The sequence below is a fragment of the Streptomyces sp. NPDC040610 genome (assembly GCF_055594065.1).
On sequence record NZ_JBVIXA010000009.1, the window covers coordinates 381,859 to 399,487 of the forward strand.

At 72.9% G+C, this 17,629-nt stretch carries 13 protein-coding genes; 4 read left to right on the plus strand and 9 right to left on the minus strand.

Annotation, left to right across the window (positions count from 1 at the left end; translation table 11 throughout):
* Positions 1-48 precede the first annotated feature (48 nt).
* The 4 genes from ACZ6AA_RS29290 to recA all read right to left on the minus strand — a co-directional run bounded on the left by ACZ6AA_RS29290 (position 49) and on the right by recA (position 5,397).
* Positions 49-2,607: an FtsX-like permease family protein gene (locus tag ACZ6AA_RS29290; RefSeq protein ID WP_468456319.1), complete on the minus strand. Its 2,559-nt coding sequence runs from the start codon at positions 2,605-2,607 to the stop codon at positions 49-51.
* Entirely contained in the window at positions 2,604-3,410 is an 807-nt protein-coding gene (locus ACZ6AA_RS29295; RefSeq protein ID WP_471460774.1) for a MarR family transcriptional regulator, read from the minus strand. Before ACZ6AA_RS29295 ends, ACZ6AA_RS29290 begins: the two co-directional genes overlap by 4 nt.
* A 94-nt stretch (positions 3,411-3,504) precedes the next feature.
* On the minus strand, positions 3,505-4,266 hold the full coding sequence (gene recX / locus ACZ6AA_RS29300) for a recombination regulator RecX (RefSeq protein WP_468483070.1): 762 nt from the start codon (positions 4,264-4,266) through the stop codon (positions 3,505-3,507).
* A 3-nt stretch (positions 4,267-4,269) separates the two neighbouring features.
* Positions 4,270-5,397: a recombinase RecA gene (gene recA, locus ACZ6AA_RS29305; RefSeq protein ID WP_468483069.1), complete on the minus strand. Its 1,128-nt coding sequence runs from the start codon at positions 5,395-5,397 to the stop codon at positions 4,270-4,272.
* A 348-nt stretch (positions 5,398-5,745) separates the two neighbouring features.
* Between recA and ACZ6AA_RS29310 the strand changes: the two genes are divergently transcribed.
* Positions 5,746-6,543 carry an ArsR/SmtB family transcription factor gene (locus tag ACZ6AA_RS29310; protein ID WP_468456325.1) on the plus strand — a complete coding sequence of 266 codons (798 nt, stop codon included), beginning with the start codon at positions 5,746-5,748 and terminating at the stop codon, positions 6,541-6,543.
* A gap of 370 nt (positions 6,544-6,913) precedes the next feature.
* Complete coding sequence (locus tag ACZ6AA_RS29315; RefSeq protein ID WP_468456384.1) at positions 6,914-7,822, plus strand: SDR family NAD(P)-dependent oxidoreductase; 909 nt, start codon at positions 6,914-6,916, stop codon at positions 7,820-7,822.
* 10 nt (positions 7,823-7,832) lie between these two features.
* Here ACZ6AA_RS29315 and ACZ6AA_RS29320 read toward each other — a convergent pair whose 3' ends face one another.
* Together ACZ6AA_RS29320 and ACZ6AA_RS29325 are read right to left on the minus strand one after the other, a co-directional pair.
* Positions 7,833-9,074, minus strand: a complete 1,242-nt coding sequence (locus ACZ6AA_RS29320; RefSeq protein WP_469009897.1) for an AI-2E family transporter — start codon at positions 9,072-9,074, stop codon at positions 7,833-7,835.
* A 125-nt stretch (positions 9,075-9,199) separates the two neighbouring features.
* Positions 9,200-9,394: a DUF3046 domain-containing protein gene (locus ACZ6AA_RS29325; RefSeq protein ID WP_030362849.1), complete on the minus strand. Its 195-nt coding sequence runs from the start codon at positions 9,392-9,394 to the stop codon at positions 9,200-9,202.
* Between the two features lie 79 nt (positions 9,395-9,473).
* On the opposite strand from ACZ6AA_RS29325, the gene ACZ6AA_RS29330 reads away from it, so the two are divergent.
* Positions 9,474-10,430, plus strand: coding sequence for a hypothetical protein (locus tag ACZ6AA_RS29330; RefSeq protein WP_471460775.1), 957 nt, complete (start codon positions 9,474-9,476; stop codon positions 10,428-10,430).
* Positions 10,431-10,467: 37 nt separating this feature from the next.
* Here the strand turns inward: ACZ6AA_RS29330 and ACZ6AA_RS29335 are convergent, their stop codons facing one another.
* From ACZ6AA_RS29335 to ACZ6AA_RS29345, 3 genes are read right to left on the minus strand one after another with little or no spacing between them, the layout of a single operon-like run.
* Positions 10,468-10,776, minus strand: a complete 309-nt coding sequence (locus ACZ6AA_RS29335) for an AzlD domain-containing protein (RefSeq protein ID WP_030362851.1) — start codon at positions 10,774-10,776, stop codon at positions 10,468-10,470.
* Positions 10,773-11,465: an AzlC family ABC transporter permease gene (locus ACZ6AA_RS29340; protein WP_471460825.1), complete on the minus strand. Its 693-nt coding sequence runs from the start codon at positions 11,463-11,465 to the stop codon at positions 10,773-10,775. Before ACZ6AA_RS29340 ends, ACZ6AA_RS29335 begins: the two co-directional genes overlap by 4 nt.
* On the minus strand, positions 11,456-12,466 hold the full coding sequence (locus tag ACZ6AA_RS29345) for an AraC family transcriptional regulator (RefSeq protein ID WP_468456331.1): 1,011 nt from the start codon (positions 12,464-12,466) through the stop codon (positions 11,456-11,458). The genes ACZ6AA_RS29340 and ACZ6AA_RS29345 overlap by 10 nt, the downstream gene beginning before the upstream one ends.
* A gap of 89 nt (positions 12,467-12,555) precedes the next feature.
* Between ACZ6AA_RS29345 and ACZ6AA_RS29350 the strand changes: the two genes are divergently transcribed.
* Positions 12,556-17,232 (plus strand): ATP-dependent helicase, encoded by a 4,677-nt coding sequence (locus ACZ6AA_RS29350; RefSeq protein ID WP_471460776.1) that lies wholly within the window; start codon positions 12,556-12,558, stop codon positions 17,230-17,232.
* The last annotated feature ends 397 nt before the right edge of the window (positions 17,233-17,629 follow it).

Consider the following 17,629-nt stretch of genomic DNA (forward strand, 5'->3'; position numbering starts at 1 on the left):
CTAGCTCGCTCCTCGGCCCTCACCCCTCCCCCCTCACCCACCACTCCCTCACTCCCTGGCCGTCGCGAGCGTGACGGGGCGCGGCTTCAGGGCCGTCCGGCCGGGCAGTGCCGTCGCCGTCAGGGCGAGCAGTCCGGCGACGCCGACCACGGCCGCGAGGACGAGGGGCAGGACGGTCGGCGCCGCGGTGCCGGTCATGCCGACGCTGAAGCCGGTCAGGACGGCGAGGGCGATGCCACTGCCGAGCACGGTCGCGAGGAGCAGGACGGCGAGCGCCTCGGTGCGCAGCATCCGCAGGATCTGGCGGCGCGTCGCACCGGCGAGGCGGAGGAGCGCGAACTCCTGGGCGCGCTCGGAGATCGACATCGCGAACGTGTTGACGACGGCGATCGCGGTGAAGGCCAGGACCAGCCCCATGGCCACGTGGTTCACCTCGGCGTTCGCCTGCCCGCGCTCGGCCTGGAGGGCGCCGACAACGGAGGGTGACTGGACACGTACGTTCGGGAACTTCGCGAGGGCCGTCGAGAGTTGATCCTTCGTACGGTCGGTCTTGACGAGGACCGAGGCGGCGAGCGGGTTGTCGACGTGGCGGGCGACCAGTTCGTGGGCCATGGTCAGATCGCCGAAGCCGAGCCCGCGCGCGTAGACGGCGGTGACCTTCAGGGTCGTCGGGGTGCCGTCTCCGAGCGTGAGCTTGAGGCTGCTGCCCGGCCGCACGCCGAGTCGGTCGGCGGCGACCTCACTGAGGGCGACGTCGCCCGCGCCGAAGGACGTCAGCGAGCCCGCGGTGACGTCCGGGTCCCAGGTGCGCCCGAGCCCCGCCGGGGTCACGCCCTGTGCCGGGTACTTGTCCAGGCCGACGCGGACGGTCGTGCGGACGACCTCGGTGACGGCGTCGACGCCCGCAGCCGTCCGCAGGTGCCCGGCGGCCTGCTCGGGCACGCCCGGTCCCCGCGCGGTCAGGACCCAGTCCGCGCGGACTCCGTCGCGGGCCTGGGCGGTGGCGGCGGCGTCGAGGGTCGGCTGGACGAACAGGACGGTGCAGGTCATGCCGATGAGCAGGACGAGGGGGGTGACGGCGGCGGCCATGCGGGCGGCGTTGCCGCGCAGGTTGGCGTGCGCGAGGCGGCCGCCGGGGCCGGTCATGCGCAGCGGCAGGGAGAGGAGGGCGGCGGCCGCCTTCACGATGAGCGGCCCGAGCAGGGCGACGGAGGTGGCGAGGACGACAACGGCCAGGAAGGTGACGGGAGTCGAGGCGGGCTCGGTGCGCAGGCTGCCGAGGACGACGACGAGGACGATCCCCGCGGCGAGGAGGGCGAGACCCGCCCCGATGCGGGCCCAGGAGGGCCTGGCGGGCTCGACGCGGGCCTCGGCGAGGGCTTCGCCCGGGCGGATCCGCACGATGCGGCGTGCGGAGACACGGGCGGCGGCCCAGGCACCCAGGAGCGTCGTGGCGAAAGCGGCGAGCAGCGGGAAGGGGCTGACGACACGGTCGAGGGTCGCCGGGACGGCGCCGCGGGACACGAACTCGTCGTACAGCAGCGCGCCGAGCGGGATTCCGGCGAGCGCGCCGAGCACTCCCCCGGCCGCTCCGACGATGAGCGCCTCACGGCCGAGCAGACGGCGGATCTGCTTCGGGCTCGCGGCGATGGCGCGCAGCAGGGCCAGTTCGCGGTGGCGCTGCTGGATGGAGAGCGCGAAGGTGCCGACGACCACGAGGACGGCGACGAGCAGTGAGGTGCCGCCCATGGCGCCGCCGATGCTGACCAGCCGCACGCGGGCACCCGCGGCGTCCAGGAACTCGACCGGCCCCCGATCGCCACCGCTGTCGACCTGCGCGGTCGTACCGCTGAGCGCCTTCTTGACGGCTGCCTTGAGCTGGTCGGCGGATATGCCGTCGGCCGGCAGGACACCCACGGCGGTGACCTTGCCCGGGTGGGCGGCGAGCCGCTGGGCCTCCTGGGTGGAGAAGAACAGCGCGGTCTGGTGCGCGAGCGCGCCGCCGCTGCCGTGGCCTCCGCCGGGGGTGGCGATGCCCGTGACGCGGTACGTGCGCGGGGCTTGCGTCGACTGCACGGTGAGGCGGTCGCCGGGCTTGAGTCCGGCGCGGTCGGCGAGGCCGCGGTCGATGACGAGGTCGGTGGCGGCGCGCGGGGCCCTGCCGTCGGCGAGCCGGAAGGGAGTGAGGGCGGCCGATGTCCAGGCGTGGCCGTACGCGGGGCGGCTCGCGTCGCGTACCCCTGAGGGCATCAACGGCTCTGCCAGGAAGGTCAGTTCGGGCACCACCTTGCCGACCCCGGGGACGTCCTTGAGCCGTTGCGTGACGCTGTCCGGCAGCCAGGCCCGCTCGGCGATCGGCTTGGCCTTGTGCTTGACCTTGGTCTTGCCCTTCTTGTGCTTGACCGTCGTCTTGTGGACGTTCTGGTCCGCGGAGACGATCACGGGTGCGGCGGCGTAGCGCTCGGTGCGGATGGTGCCGCGCAGGCCTGTCTCCAGGAGCGTGCCGCAGGCCGTGATGAGCGCGGCGGCACACATCAATGCGACGAACGCGCCCAGGAATCCACCTTTGCGGTCCCGGATCGTCTGCAGTGCGTAGCTCAGCATCATGGCGTCTCGGGACCTTTGCGGTTGTCGGCGGCCTCGTCGGTCACCGGGGTCGGGAAGGCGAGGAAGCGGGTGAGCACCGTGCGGGCGCCGGGCGGGGTGTCGGCGTCGGGGCGTTTGTAGCGGTTGAGGAGTGCGATGTACTCCTCGAAGAACTCGCGGAGTTCGGCCGCTGTCAGCCGCATCGTGCCGCGGGAGTACGGGAAGGCATCGGCCCATTCGTCCGCCTCGGCGGCGTCGGTCTCCCGCTGGAGCCGGGCGAAGAGTTCGAGGTCGGCGGCGTACGCGTGGTGGTTCAGCTCGTCCATGACGAGCCGCGTCTCTGCGCTCTGCCGGCTGCGGGGTGGGAAGCGCCGGTCGCCCAGGATCAGGCGCCACCAGCGCTCCCGCCCGTGCCCGGGGCCCGGTGTCTCCTCGACGAAGCCGTAGCGCTCCAGTTCGCGGAGGTGGTAGCTGGTGGCCCCGGTGTTCAGGCCAAGGGCGCGCGCCAGCATCGCGGAGGTGGCGGGACCGTGCAGGGTGAGGTGCTGCAGGATCTGCTGCCGCCGGGGCTGCGCGAGCGCCTTGAGGGCCTGGAGGTCGTTGAGCTCCTGGGGCGCGGGCGGGAGGTGGCTGCTCGCGGGGGCGCGGCCCGCTGGGGCCTCGGTGGTGCGGGGGCCGCTCTCCGGAGTCCCGGCGGGGGCGCCGCTCTCCGCTATCCCGGCAGGGGCGCCACTCTCTGGAACCTCGACGGGGGCGCCATCCTGGGAGGCACTGTCCTCGCCGAGCACGGCGTCGTCGTCAGCGGTGCTCTCGTCCTGAGCCATGCGTACACAGTCGCCTGTGCACAGATCCCTGTGCACTGAGGTGACCAGGCATGTTCAAGGTGGGGACAACCCCACCTTTCGACCGGGCTCCAGGTCAGTACGCCTCGTACCCCAAGTCCTCCGTGTCCTCCCCCTCTTCCTCCAGTGCCTGTCGCACGACCCGGAGCGCCATGCCTTCCGCGTATCCCTTGCGGGCGAGCATGCCGGCGAGGCGGCGGAGTCTCTTGTCCCGGTCGAGGCCTCGGGTGGAGCGGAGCTTGCGGGCGACCAACTCGCGGGCGGTGGCTTCTTCCTGGTCCGCGTCCAACTGCCCTACGGCCTCGTCGATCACGGCCGAGTCCACGCCCTTGGTGCGCAGCTCCCGCGCGAGCGCGCGCCGCGCCAGGCCCCGGCCGTGGTGCCGGGACTCGACCCAGGCGTCCGCGAAGGCCTCGTCGTTGATGAGGCCGACCTCTTCGAAGCGGGACAGCACTTCTTCCGCCACGTCGTCGGGGATCTCCCGCTTGCGCAACGCGTCGGCGAGCTGTTTGCGCGTGCGCGGGGTCCCGGTGAGCAGGCGCAGGCAGATGGCCCGTGCCCGCTCAGCCGGGTCCCCCGTGGGCGGTTCCCCGTCCTCGGCCCTCGACGAGGACGGGGAACCGCTGTCCTGTGGGCCGCCGAAGCCGCCGCGCCGCCGACGGCCACCGGCGCGACCGCCCCTGCCGCCACGACCGCCGCCGTGCGGGCCGCCGCCCTCGTCGTCGCCCGGGAATCCCGGGGCGACACCGGCCGGGGCGCGGCCGTCCGGGCCGACGGCCTCGGGGCGGCCGCGCCCCGCGGGGTCGGCGCGGTCCGCCCAGTCGGTTCGTCGCGTCATGGCCTAGCTCTTGGCCGCCGCGGCCTTGGACTTCGTGGCCTTGACCGCGGGGGCGGGCACGGTCTTGGCGGCGTCCTCCTCCGCGGGGGCCGCGCCGACAACGGCGTCCGCGCCCGGCTCCGCCGGGGTCTCCGGGCGCACGCCGACGCCCAGCTTCTCCTTGATCTTCTTCTCGATCTCGTTGGCGAGGTCGGGGTTGTCCTTGAGGAAGTTGCGGGCGTTCTCCTTGCCCTGGCCGAGCTGATCGCCCTCGTACGTGTACCAAGCGCCGGCCTTGCGGACGAAGCCGTGCTCCACGCCCATGTCGATCAGGCCGCCCTCGCGGCTGATGCCCTGGCCGTAGAGGATGTCGAACTCGGCCTGCTTGAAGGGCGGCGCGACCTTGTTCTTGACGACCTTGACGCGGGTGCGGTTGCCCACCGCGTCCGTGCCGTCCTTGAGGGTCTCGATGCGGCGGATGTCCATGCGCACCGAGGCGTAGAACTTCAGGGCCCGGCCACCGGTCGTGGTCTCCGGGGAGCCGAACATCACACCGATCTTCTCGCGGAGCTGGTTGATGAAGATCGCGGTGGTCTTGGACTGGTTGAGCGCGCTGGTGATCTTCCGGAGCGCCTGGCTCATCAGGCGGGCCTGCAGACCCACGTGCGAGTCGCCCATCTCGCCCTCGATCTCCGCGCGCGGCACCAGGGCGGCGACGGAGTCGATGACGATCAGGTCGAGGGCACCGGAGCGGACGAGCATGTCGACGATCTCGAGGGCCTGCTCGCCGTTGTCCGGCTGGGACAGGATGAGGTTGTCGATGTCCACGCCGAGCTTCTTGGCGTACTCCGGGTCGAGGGCATGCTCGGCGTCCACGAAGGCCACCGCGCCACCGGCCCGCTGGGCGTTGGCCACGGCGTGCAGGGTGAGGGTCGTCTTACCGGAGGACTCCGGGCCGTACACCTCCACCACGCGGCCGCGGGGGATGCCGCCGACGCCGAGTGCGACGTCGAGTGCGGTCGACCCGGTGGGGATGACCTCGATGGGCTCGTTCGGCCGCTCGCCCATGCGCATCACTGCGCCCTTGCCGAATTGCCGTTCAATCTGTGCGAGCGCGGCGTCGAGCGCCTTCTCGCGGTCGGTTCCTGCCATGGGTTCCACCCGATTTGCTTGAGTCGATCGCTTCACGTCAAAGACGCTAACGCCTGCCACTGACAATGCGCCCCGACGCCCGCCCGGCCTGTGGATAACTCCGGGCGATCCGCCCTCCTCGAGCCACCGGCGCGGCCCGGGGATCCCCCCGTGAACCCCCGGGAACGCGCCACCAGAACCCCTATATGAATGGATGTTCGATTTTACTGTCAAGCGCACCACGCGGGGCCCTGTCGGCGAGGTTCGCCGGCCCTCCAGAGCTTCGGGCCCCCCGCTTGACATGCAGCCATCTGGCTGCTCATCATGAAAAGGCAGCCACTTAGCTGCATGACTGGGGGTGGCGGAATTATGGACGCGGTGTTCAAGGCACTGGCCGACCCCAGTCGTCGGCGGCTGCTGGACCGGCTCCGGGACCGCAATGGGCAGACCCTGCGGGAGCTGTGCGCGGGGCTGGACATGGCCCGGCAGTCGGTCAGCAAGCACCTGGCCGTGCTGGAGTCGGCCGAGCTGGTGACCACGGTGCGGCAGGGGCGGGAGAAGCTGCACTACTTGAACGCCGCTCCGATCAACGCCATCGCGGAGCGATGGATCAGTCAATTCGACCGCGAGCGGGTCAACGCGCTCGCGGACCTGAAGAGAGCACTGGAGCAACCTCCCATGGACAGCAAGACCTTCGTCTACACGACCTACATCCGCACCACTCCCGAGCGGCTCTGGCAGGCCCTGACCGACCCGGCCTTCACCAACCGCTACTGGGGCATCAGCTTCCGGACCGACTGGGCCAAGGGATCCCCCATGGCCTGGAACCAGGTCGGCGGCAGCGTCACCGAGGACCCCGAGCAGGTCGTCCTCGTCCACGAGCCCCACAGCAAGCTGTCCTACACCTGGCACACCTTCACCACGGAGTGGGCCGAGGCCAACGGCGTCAGCGAGGAGACCCGCGCCCAGCTGGCCGCGGAGCGCCGTTCCCAGGTCACCTTCGACCTCGAGCCGCACGGCGATCAGGTCAAGCTGACCGTCACCCACGAATTCGACCCGGCCGGTGTCCTGCACTCGATGTGCAGCCAGGGCTGGCCGGCCGTCCTCTCCAGCCTGAAGAGCCTGCTGGAGACGGGCGAACCGCTCTCCGACGCGCACGAGGGCTGACTCCGTAGCCGACGGCACCGGCAGGAAGACGGGCACCGTCGACTCGGCGGCACCATCAGCCCGGCGACGACACCGGACGCGACACCGACAGCCCTCCCGCCGCTCCCTGGAGGGCTGTCGGCAGTCTGTCGGCGATGGCGACGAACCATCGCCGGAGTGTCGGCAGCGGCTGCGACGGTGAACGCGTCGATGTCGCCCTCAAGAGCGGCACCCGAGCGCAAGGAGCCTGCTTCCACCGTGTCGCCGCCCCGAGAACCCCAGCAACCCCAAGAACCACCGCAGAAACCCCGAGCACCCAACGGCCCCCCCGGTCACCCCGGAGCCCCAGCCCCAGCCCCAGCCCCAGCCCCAGCCCTGGAACGTCCATGACCTGCCGCCCGCCCCAGGTCGGACCTTCCTGATCACCGGAGGCAACGCCGGTATCGGCTACTTCGTAGCGGAGCAGCTCGCCGCGACCGGAGCCCGAATCGTGCTCGGCAGCCGGGACCCCCGGAAGGCCGAGGCCGCCCTGGCCTCGATCCGCTCGCACGTCCCCGGGGCCCGCCTGCACCACCTGCCGCTGGACCTCGCCGAACCGGCATCCCTGAAGGCCGCCGTGAGCACAGGGGGACTCGACCGCCTGGACGCGGTGGTCCACAACGCCGGGATCGCGCTCGACGATCCGCCCCGTCGCGAGACCCGGGACGGCCACGAGCTCATGTTCGCCACGAACCACCTCGGCCACTTCGCGCTGACCAGGTGGCTCGCACCGCTCCTCGCCGCGGCACCGGCGGGCCGCATCGTGACGGTCGGCAGCTTCGCGGCCCGGTCCGAGCGCCTTGACCTGGGCGATCTGCAGTGCGCCCACGACTACCGGCCCAAGCGCGCCTACGGCCGCTCGAAGCTGGCGCAGATGTCCTTCGGCTTCGAGCTCGACCGCCGCCTGCGTGCCGTCGGCAGCCCGGTACGCAGTGTGGTGGCCCATCCCGGGGGCGCGCTGGACGCCCTCACGCCCTCCCGGCCACCGGTGCACGCCCGGAGCTTCGGGGAGCGGCTGCGCGGCCTGCCCGCCGGGCTGCTGGTCCAGGGCAAGGACGCGGGAGCGTGGCCCCTCGTACGGGCCGTCCTCGACCCGGACGTGCGCGGGGGGCAGCTGTGGGGGCCGAGCGTCTTCGGCCTGCGCGGCAGGCCCCGCCTTGGGCCCGTACCGGCGCACATGGCCGACCCCGCCGTCGCGGCCCGGCTGTGGGCCGCCAGCTGCGAGCTGCTCGACGTCGACCCGGGCCTCGGCCTGACGTAGCCGCGCTCCGCTAGCGCGGACCGGGCGGCGGCTCGTCCCCGGGCCCCGACACCAAGCGCCGCACGCGCGCGAGGAGGGGCGATCCGCCGCGACGACGGTGCCCGTGCACGCGCGGATCGTCCATGACGTCGTACCGCTTCACGTACGCCCCCAGGAAGGCCTGCAGCGTCGCGACCGCGGGGATGGCGATCAGGGCGCCGACCGCGCCGAGGAGCGCCGTGCCCGCGATGACCGACCCGAAGGCGACCGCCGGGTGGATGTCGACGCTCTTGGCGGTGAGCTTGGGCTGCAGGACGTAGTTCTCGAACTGCTGGTAGATCACGACGAAGATCAGCACCCACAGCGCGTACCAGGGGTCCACGGTGAAGGCGATCAGCATCGGCAGGGCGCCCGCGAGGTAGGTGCCGATCGTCGGGATGAACTGCGAGACCAGGCCGACCCACACCGCGAGCACGGGGGCGTAGGGCACTTCGAGGACCTGCAGCAGGATGTAGTGCGCGATCCCGGAGATCAGTGCCATCAGCCCGCGGGAGTAGAGATAGCCGCCGGTCTTGTTGACCGCGATCTCCCAGGCGCGCAGCACCTCGGCCTGCTTGGCGGGCGGCAGCACGGAGCACAGCGCGCGCCGCAGCCGCGGTCCGTCGGCGGCGAAGTAGAACGAGAACAGCAGGATCGTCAGGAGCTGGAAGAGGCCGCCGAGCACCTGCGCGGAGACGTCCAGGACGCCACTCGCGCTGTTCTGCACGTACTTCCGCAGCCAGTCGGAGTGGATGAGGCTGTCCTGGACCTCGACCCGGGACAGGTCCGTGTCGAAGGTCATGTTGATCCAGCGGATGACCTTGTCCAGATAGTCGGGGAAGTCCTCGACCATGTCGACGATCTGGCCCGCGAGCATGGATCCCATCATGGTGATGAAGCCCGCACTCGCGATCATGACGCCCAGGAAGACGATGGCCGTGGCCAGGCCCCTGCGCAGCCCGCGGGCCGCCATCCAGCTCACGGCGGGCTCGACGGCGAGCGCCAGGAAGAACGCGATCAAGATGTTGATCAACAGTCCGGTGAGCTGGTGGAAGGCCCAGCTGCCGAGCTGGAAACAGGCGACCAGAGCGAGCGCGAGCACCATGGCGCGCGGCAGCCAGCGCGGCATGCCGGTGCCACGGGCCTGCTCCGCCGAGGGGGGCTGGGCGGGCGGGGTGGTGCCGGGCGGTGCTGCCTCGGGGGTGATCTGTGCGGTCTCGTCTGTGGGTGCCACCGTGCCAGTCTCACCCACGCCACGACCGTTCGGCCGCCACCCCGGGATTTCATGGCCCTACGCGCGCGTGGAGTACGTCACCGCGTGCCCGGAAGGCACGCCCCCGGCGACAGAGCTGCCCTGTGTCAGCGGTTTTCAGCCGGTACGTTCATGGCGGAGCACACCGCCCGCCACACGTCCTTCGCCTCCCAGCCCGCGTCCAGTGCCTGGTGCACCGTGCGCCCGCCGAGCTCCGTCATCACATGATCGCGCGCGAAGGTCTCGGCGTACCCCGCCCCGAAGTGAGCCGCCATCCGCTGCCAGAAGACCGTCAACCGCATGCCTCCAGTATCGCGCCCCTGAGAGTGCAGCCCCGCACAGAGGGCTTCCCCGAGCCGCGTTCCGCCCTACCTTCGGAACATGGCCGAAAACGGAGCGTCCCCGCACACCGCTTCCACCCCGTCGCCGTCCTCGCCGCTGCGCCGCGCCGAGCAGTTCGTCTGGCTCACCGCGCGCGTGCTCGAACAGCGACGGTTCACGTACCACTTCCTGGACGGCGACACCGGGAGCGCCGACGCGGTGGAGACAGCGCTGGCCGCGTACGGCAACGAGGACGGCGGGTACGGCCACGCACTGGAACCCGACCTGCGCGGGCCCGTCAGCCAGCCGCTGCACACCGGGCACGCGCTGCGCGTCCTGGACTCCATCCAGCGCTGCGGCGGCATGCGCGTGGAGCGGGTGTGCCGCTATCTGACCGCGGTGTCGACACCTGACGGCGCGCTCCCGGCGATCCATCCCAGCCAGCGCGGCTACCCCTCGGCGCCGTTCGTGCCCGTGGTGGCCGACCCGCCCAGCGAACTGCTCGCCACCGGGCCGGTGGTGGGCCTGCTGCACCGCAACGAGGTGTGGCACGCCTGGCTGTTCCGGGCCACCGACTTCTGCTGGCAGAGCGTGGAGACCCTGGAGAAGTCGCATCCGTACGAGATCCAGGCCGCCGTCGCCTTCCTCGACGGCGCGCCCGACCGCCCGCGCGCGGAGGCGGCCGCCGACCGCCTGGGCCGGCTGGTCCGCGAGCAGCGCCTGGCAGTCCTCGACCCGGAGCACGCCGACGCCAACCCAGTCTCCCCGGGGTACGGCCCCGGGGAGCACCACTTCGCGTACGACTTCGCCAAGGCGCCGGAGTCGCTGGCCCGCGGGTGGTTCACGGATGACGAGATGGCACGCTCCCTGGACTTCCTCGCGAACGAGCAACAAGAAGACGGCGGTTGGCCGATCCGGTGGCGTCAGTGGGCACCGGGCACATCCCTGGAGTGCCGTCCGATCGTCACGGTGGAGGCGCTGCGGACGCTGCGGGCGTACGGGCGGTCCATCAGCTGACGGGCCGCCCGAGCGCACTGCCCGGGCCCGCCGCGGCTCACCCCGCCAGGGCCCGCACGCCCGCCGTCACGACGACGGCCGCCCCGATGACCACCAGGAAGGGCGCGCGCAACAGCAGCGCCAGGGCGGCTGCGGCCAGACCTGCCGCCTTGGCGTCGAGCACGAGCACCCGGCCGTCGGCGAAGGCCTGCTGGGCCGTGAGGGCGGCGAGCAGCGCCACCGGCAGCAGGGCGGCCGTGCGCTGGACGAGCGGTCGCTCCAGGGCGCCCGCAGGCACGAGCAGGCCCGCGAGCTTGACGGCGTAGCAGCCGACGACGGTCACGGCGATGGCGATCCAGATGTTCAACGGTCTTCCCCTTGTGCGCTGTCGGGCGGTGCCTGCTGTGCTCGCTGTGCTGTGCGGCCCTCTACGTAGAGGGCTTTGCGGCCCTCTACGTAGAGGACGACAGGGACAGCGAGGGCGGCCGCGAGGACCGGCACCCCCGAAGGCAGCACCGGCAGCAGTCCGAGCCCCAGAAGGACGGCGACGGCCGCGACCGCCCGTTGCGTCGTGGTCCGCACCATCGGCGCGAGCAGCGCGAGGAACACGGCGGGACCTGCGGCGTCGAGCCCCCAGGTGGCGGTGTCCCCGATGGCCTCCGCGCCGAGGGCGCCCAGGAACGTGGAGAGGTTCCACAGGAGGTAGAGGCTGACTCCGGTGACGACGAAACCGATCCGTGCCGCGCGCCGCCCCTGCTGTGCCAGCGAGACGGCCGTCGTCTCGTCGATCACCATGTGGGCGGCGAGAGGGCGCACCGCGCGCGGGAGGGCGAGCAGTTGGGAGAGCCTGATCCCGTAGAAGGCGTTGCGCATGCTGAGGAAGACGGCGCCCACGGCGGCCGTGAACGGGCTCCCGCCCCCGGCGAGCGCGCCGACCAGGGCGAACTGGGAGGCGCCGGTGAAGGCCAGCAGGCTCAGCACACAGGTCTGGAGCACGGTGAGGCCGCTGCCGGCCGACGTCACCCCGAAGGCGAAGCCGGAGAGACCTACGGCGATTCCGACGCCGAGGGCGTCGCGGACGACAGCGGAGTCGGGACGGGCCGGACCGGGACCGGCGCTGTCCGCGGGGACCGGGGCCTCGGGGGCTCCTTCGGAGTACCCGGGTATGTCTGGGGATGATGTTCGCTCTGCCACCCCCCGGACGCTACGAGGGGCAGGTCGGGGCGGTCTTGTACGTTCTTGCGCTCCCGCTGGTAGGCGCCCGGGGGCACCCCGACGATCCGCGCGAAGTGCCGGTTCAGGTGCGGCTGGTCGGTGAAGCCGACGGCGACGGCCGCCTCGGCGGGGCTCGTACCGGCGTCCAGCAGGTGGCGGGCGCGCCGCACGCGCGCGTCGGTGAGCCAGGCGTGCGGCGGCATGCCGTACGCGTCGCGGAAGGCCCGCAGCAGGGCGAAGGAGCTGACGCCGAGACCGGCGGCGAGGCGCTCCAGGCTCGGCGGGTCGACGAGCCGTTCCTCCAGGACGGCACGCGCGCGTGCCGCGACCCGCGCGCCCGCGGAGCGCACGCCGCGCTGCGGCAGGTTGCCGCCGTTCGACCGCAGCAGCCGGGTGACGGCGACCCGCAGGAACGTGTCGGCGGCGAGCGCGTTGCCCTCCTCGGCGGCCCGCAGGACCCGGTGGACCAGGGCCACGGCGTACGGATCGTCGAGGACCGGCAGGACGAAGCCGGGCGTCCCCCGCAGGCTGGTCGTCTCCCTGGCGATGGCGGCGACCACGTCGGGGGCCGGGTAGACGGCTCCGTAGCGCCAGCCCTCGGGGGCTCCGGCGCGGCCGGTGTGCGGGGTGTCGGGGTTGATCAGGGCGATGCTTCCGGGTCCGGCGTGCCGGTCGGTGCCGGTGTGCTGGAACACGTCGACGCCCTCGCGGATCGCCGCCATCACGAAGTGCTCGTGGGTGTGGCGCGCGAACGTCTTGCGGACGTAGTGGGCGCGCAGCAGGTCGACGCCGGGCAGCTCGGCGTACGTCCAGTGCCGTGCCTGCTCCGCCGAACCAGCCATACCTCCATTCTGCGCCCGTCCCGCTCCTTGGCCGCAAGCCTTTTTCGCAGGTCGGAGCCAATGTCAGTGGCGGGGTGCACGATGGGGTCATGGTCAGGTCCGCACGCAGTCACGACGATGCCCTCGACGGCTTCTCCTCCGCGACCCGCGGCTGGTTCACGGGGGCCTTCTCCGCGCCCACGTCCGCCCAGGCCGGGGCGTGGCGGGCGATCGCGGAGGGCTCGGACGTGCTGGTGGTCGCCCCGACCGGCTCCGGCAAGACCCTGGCCGCCTTCCTCGCCGCTCTGGACCAGCTGGCCTCGACCCCGCCCCCGGCCGACCCCAAGCAGCGCTGCCGCGTGCTGTACGTATCGCCGCTGAAGGCGCTCGCGGTCGACGTGGAGCGCAATCTGCGCAGCCCGCTCACGGGCATCCGCCAGGAGTCGGTGCGCCTCGGCCTGCCCGAGCCCGAGGTGCGCGTGGGCATCCGCTCCGGGGACACCCCCGCGGCCGAGCGCCGGGCCCTGGCCACGCGCCCGCCGGACATCCTGATCACGACGCCGGAGTCGCTGTTCCTGATGCTCACGTCGGCCACGCGGGACGCGCTCACGGGCGTCGAGACGGTGATCCTGGACGAGGTGCACGCCGTCGCGGGCACCAAGCGCGGAGCGCATCTGGCGCTGTCCCTGGAGCGGCTCGACGCGCTCCTGAAGCGCCCCGCCCGCCGGATCGGCCTGTCGGCGACGGTCCGCCCCGTGGACGAGGTCGCCCGCTATCTGTCGCCGCAGCGCCGGGTGGAGATCGTCCAGCCGAAGTCGGGCAAGGAGTTCGACCTCTCCGTGGTGGTGCCGGTCGAGGACCTGGGCGAGCTGGGCGGCTCACCGGCGGCGGACTCCGACCAGGGAGCCGAGCGCCCGTCGATCTGGCCGCACGTGGAGGAGCGCATCACCGACCTCGTGCAGGCGCACCGCTCGACGATCGTCTTCGCCAACTCCCGCCGCCTGGCGGAACGCCTGTGCAACCGCCTCAACGAGATCGCCTACGAGCGCGCGACGGGCGAGGCCCTCCCGGACGACCACAGCCCGGCGGAGGTGATGGCGCAGTCCGGCGCCGCCCAGGGCGCGCCGCCCGTCCTCGCCCGCGCGCACCACGGCTCGGTCTCCAAGGAGCAGCGCGCCCAGGTCGAGGAGGACCTGAAGGCGGGCCGCCTGCCCGCAGTCGTCGCCACGTCCAGCCTGGAGCTGGGCATCGACATGGGCGCGGTGGACCTGGTGGTGCAGGTCGAGTCGCCGCCCTCCGTGGCGTCCGGCCTGCAGCGGGTGGGCCGCGCGGGGCACCAGGTGGGCGCGGTCTCCACGGGTGTCGTCTTCCCGAAGTACCGCGGCGACCTGGTCCAGGCCGCGGTCGTCACGGAGCGGATGCGCACGGGCGCCATCGAGTCGCTGCGGGTCCCCGCCAACCCCCTGGACGTGCTGGCCCAGCAGCTGGTCGCGATGGTCGCTCTGGACAGCTGGCAGGTGGACGACCTGCTGGCCCTGGTGCGCCGTGCCGCGCCGTTCGCCTCGCTCCCGGAGTCGGCGTTCACCTCCGTCCTCGACATGCTCGCCGGCCGCTATCCGTCCGACGCGTTCGCGGAGCTGCGCCCGCGCGTGGTGTGGGACCGCGTCGCGGGCACGGTCACCGGGCGGCCTGGGGCGCAGCGCCTGGCGGTCACCTCCGGGGGCACGATTCCCGACCGCGGCCTGTTCGGGGTCTTCCTCGCGGGCGCCGACCCGAAGAAGGGCGGCGGCCGCGTCGGCGAGCTCGACGAGGAGATGGTCTACGAATCCCGTGTGGGCGACGTCTTCACTCTCGGGACGAGCTCCTGGCGCATCGAGGACATCACGCGCGACCGCGTCCTGGTCTCCCCCGCGCCCGGCGTCCCCGGAAGGCTGCCGTTCTGGAAGGGCGACCAGCTGGGCCGCCCGCTCGAACTGGGCCGCGCCCTGGGCGCCTTCCTCCGGGAGATCGGCTCGCTGCCCGAGGCCGACGCCCGCGACCGGCTCCTCGCTGCGGGCCTCGACACCTGGGCCGCGGACAACGTCCTGACGTACCTCACCGAGCAGCGCGAGGCGTGCGGCCACATCCCGGACGACCGCACGATCGTGGTGGAGCGCTTCCGCGACGAGCTGGGCGACTGGCGCGTGGTGGTGCACTCCCCGTTCGGCGCGCAGGTGCACGCCCCCTGGGCGCTCGCCCTCGGCGCCCGCCTCACCGAGCGGTACGGCATGGACGCCCAGGTCATGCACGCCGACGACGGCATCGTGCTGCGCCTGCCCGACGCCGACCTGATGGGCCTCGACCTGCTCGACCAGGACCCGGCGGACCTCGGCACGACCGTGGACTCGACGCTCGACCCGGAGAAGGCACCCGTGGGCGCGGGAGACGTGGCCTTCGACAAGGGCGAGGTCGGCCAGATCGTCACCGACCAGGTCGGCGGCTCGGCGCTGTTCGCCTCCCGCTTCCGCGAGTGCGCCGCCCGCGCGCTGCTGCTGCCGCGCCGCAGCCCCGGCAAGCGCACACCCCTGTGGCAGCAGCGCCAGCGCGCCGCCCAGCTCCTGGAGGTCACCAGCGAGTTCGGTTCCTTCCCGATCGTCCTGGAGGCGGTCAGGGAATGCCTCCAGGACGTCTTCGACGTACCGGGCCTGACGGAGCTGATGGGCGACATCGAGTCCCGCCGCGTCCGCCTCGTCGAGGTCACCACCCCGGAGCCGTCCCCCTTCGCCCGCTCCCTCCTGTTCGGGTACGTGGCGCAGTTCCTGTACGAGGGCGACTCACCGCTGGCCGAGCGCCGCGCCGCCGCCCTGTCCCTGGACTCCCGCCTCCTGGCCGAGCTGCTCGGCCAGGCCGAGCTGCGCGAGCTCCTCGACGCGGACGTCCTCGCCACCCTGGAGCGGGAGCTCCAGTGGCTCACCGACGACCGCCGCGCCAAGGACGCCGAAGGCGTGGCCGACCTGCTGCGTCTCCTCGGCCCGCTCACGGACGCCGAGCTGGCCGAGCGGGGAGCGGAGCCCGCGTGGGCCGAGGGGCTGGCGGGCGCCCGCCGAGCCATTCGGGTCCGCGTCGGCGGGGCCGACCACTGGGCGGCGATCGAGGATGCGGGCCGCCTGCGGGACGCACTCGGCACGGCGCTGCCGGTCGGCGTCCCGGAGGCCTTCACCGAGCCCGTGAAGGACCCCTTGGGCGACCTCCTCGCGCGCTACGCCCGCACACACGGCCCGTTCACGTCCGCCGCGGCCGCCGCCCGCTTCGGCCTGGGAGCTGCGGTCACGGACGGGGCCCTGCAGCGCCTGGCAGCCGGCGGCCGCGTCGTACAGGGAGAGTTCCACCCCGCCGGGATCGGCCAGGAGTGGTGCGACGCCACGGTCCTGCGCCGTCTGCGCCGCCGCTCCCTCGCCGCCCTGCGGCACGAACTGGAACCGGTGCCACCGGCCGCCCTCGCCCAATTCCTTCCCCAGTGGCAGCACTTGAGCGGGCACGGGCTTCGCGGTGTCGACGGACTGGTGCGCGCCATCGAGCAGCTCCAGGGCGCGTCGGTCCCGGCTTCGGCCCTGGAGAAGCTGGTCCTGCCCTCCCGGGTCACCGGGTACGCCCCCGCGATGCTCGACGAGCTCACGGCGGCCGGGGAGGTGGTCTGGGCGGGCGCCGGAGCCCTCCCGGGCAAGGACGGCTGGATCAGCCTCTACTTGGCGGACGCGGCCCCTCTCCTGCTGCCGCCGCCGCACCCCCTGGAGCTGACCGCGCTCCACCAGTCCGTCCTGGACACCCTCTCCGGGGGCTACGGTCTGTTCTTCCGGCAGATCGCCGACCAGATCCGTGCGACCACCCACCCGGACGTCTCCGATCCCCAACTGGCCGACGCCGTCTGGGACCTGGCGTGGTCCGGCCGCCTCACCAACGACACGCTCGCCCCGATGCGCTCCCTCCTGGGGTCGGGGCGCACCGCCGGTTCCACGGCCCACCGCGCGAAGCGCAGCGTCCCGCGCGGGCGGTACGGCTCGTTGACGGCCGCGGCCCGCCCCGCCTCCCGCACGGGTCCGCCCACGGTCGCGGGCCGCTGGTCCCTGCTGCCCGCCCGCGAGCCCGACCCGACGCTGCGGGCCCACGCCCTGGCCCGCACGCTCCTCGACCGGCACGGCGTGGTGACCCGCGGGGCGGTCGGGGCCGAAGGCGTCGAGGGCGGCTTCTCCGCGGTGTACCGCGTCCTGTCGGCCTTCGAGGACAACGGCCAGACCCGGCGGGGTTACGTGGTGGAGGGGCTCGGGGCCGCGCAGTTCGCGATGGACGGCGCGGTGGACCGGCTGCGGGCGGGGGCCAACGCCCGTGAGCGCGGGGACGGTTCCCGGCCGTCCGACGCCCAGGCCGTCGTCCTGGCCACCGCCGACCCGGCCAACGCCTATGGCGCCGCGCTGCCCTGGCCGGAGCCACCGGCCGAGGCCGGCCACAAGCCCGGCCGGAAGGCGGGGTCTCTGGTGGTCCTGGTGGACGGCGAGTTGACCCTGTACATGGAGCGTGGCGGCAAGTCGCTGCTCGCGTGGTCCACCACCCCGGACGGCTCCGCCCCGTCGGAGGATCCCCGCCTGCCTGCGGCCGCCTCGGCGTTGGCCTCCGCGGCGAAGGCGGGCGCACTCGGCACGGTAACCGTGGAACGCATCAACGGCTCCCCCGCCCTGACGTCCCCCTTGTCCCCCCTCCTGGAAAACTCAGGCTTCCACGCCACCCCCCGCGGCCTCCGAATCCGCCCCTGACCCCCACCACAGCCACCACCGACCTGAAGCCACACACCACAGCTGCCCTCGGCCTGGGGCAGTACCCCTCCCCCCACATCACAGGCGCCCTCGGCCTGGGCTGTGCCCACCCGTTCCGCCCTGCGGAACGCCTGCCCACAGCAGGGGGGCGACTGGGAAGCGACCGCACCCCCACCGAACCGAAGGCCGGACGCTCAACCCCCACCGGACCAATCCCCGCCAACGAACCGGAGGGGACGTGCCGGTATGTCCGCGCGCAGCTCGGCCCACCACGACGGGCGTACAGGAACTGTCGACGAGGAGGCACACGCGAGCACGGACATACCGGCACGGCCCCGCCCCACGAACCGAAGCGAGGGCGAAGGACAGCAACCCCCACCGAGCCCCCGCCGCCCGA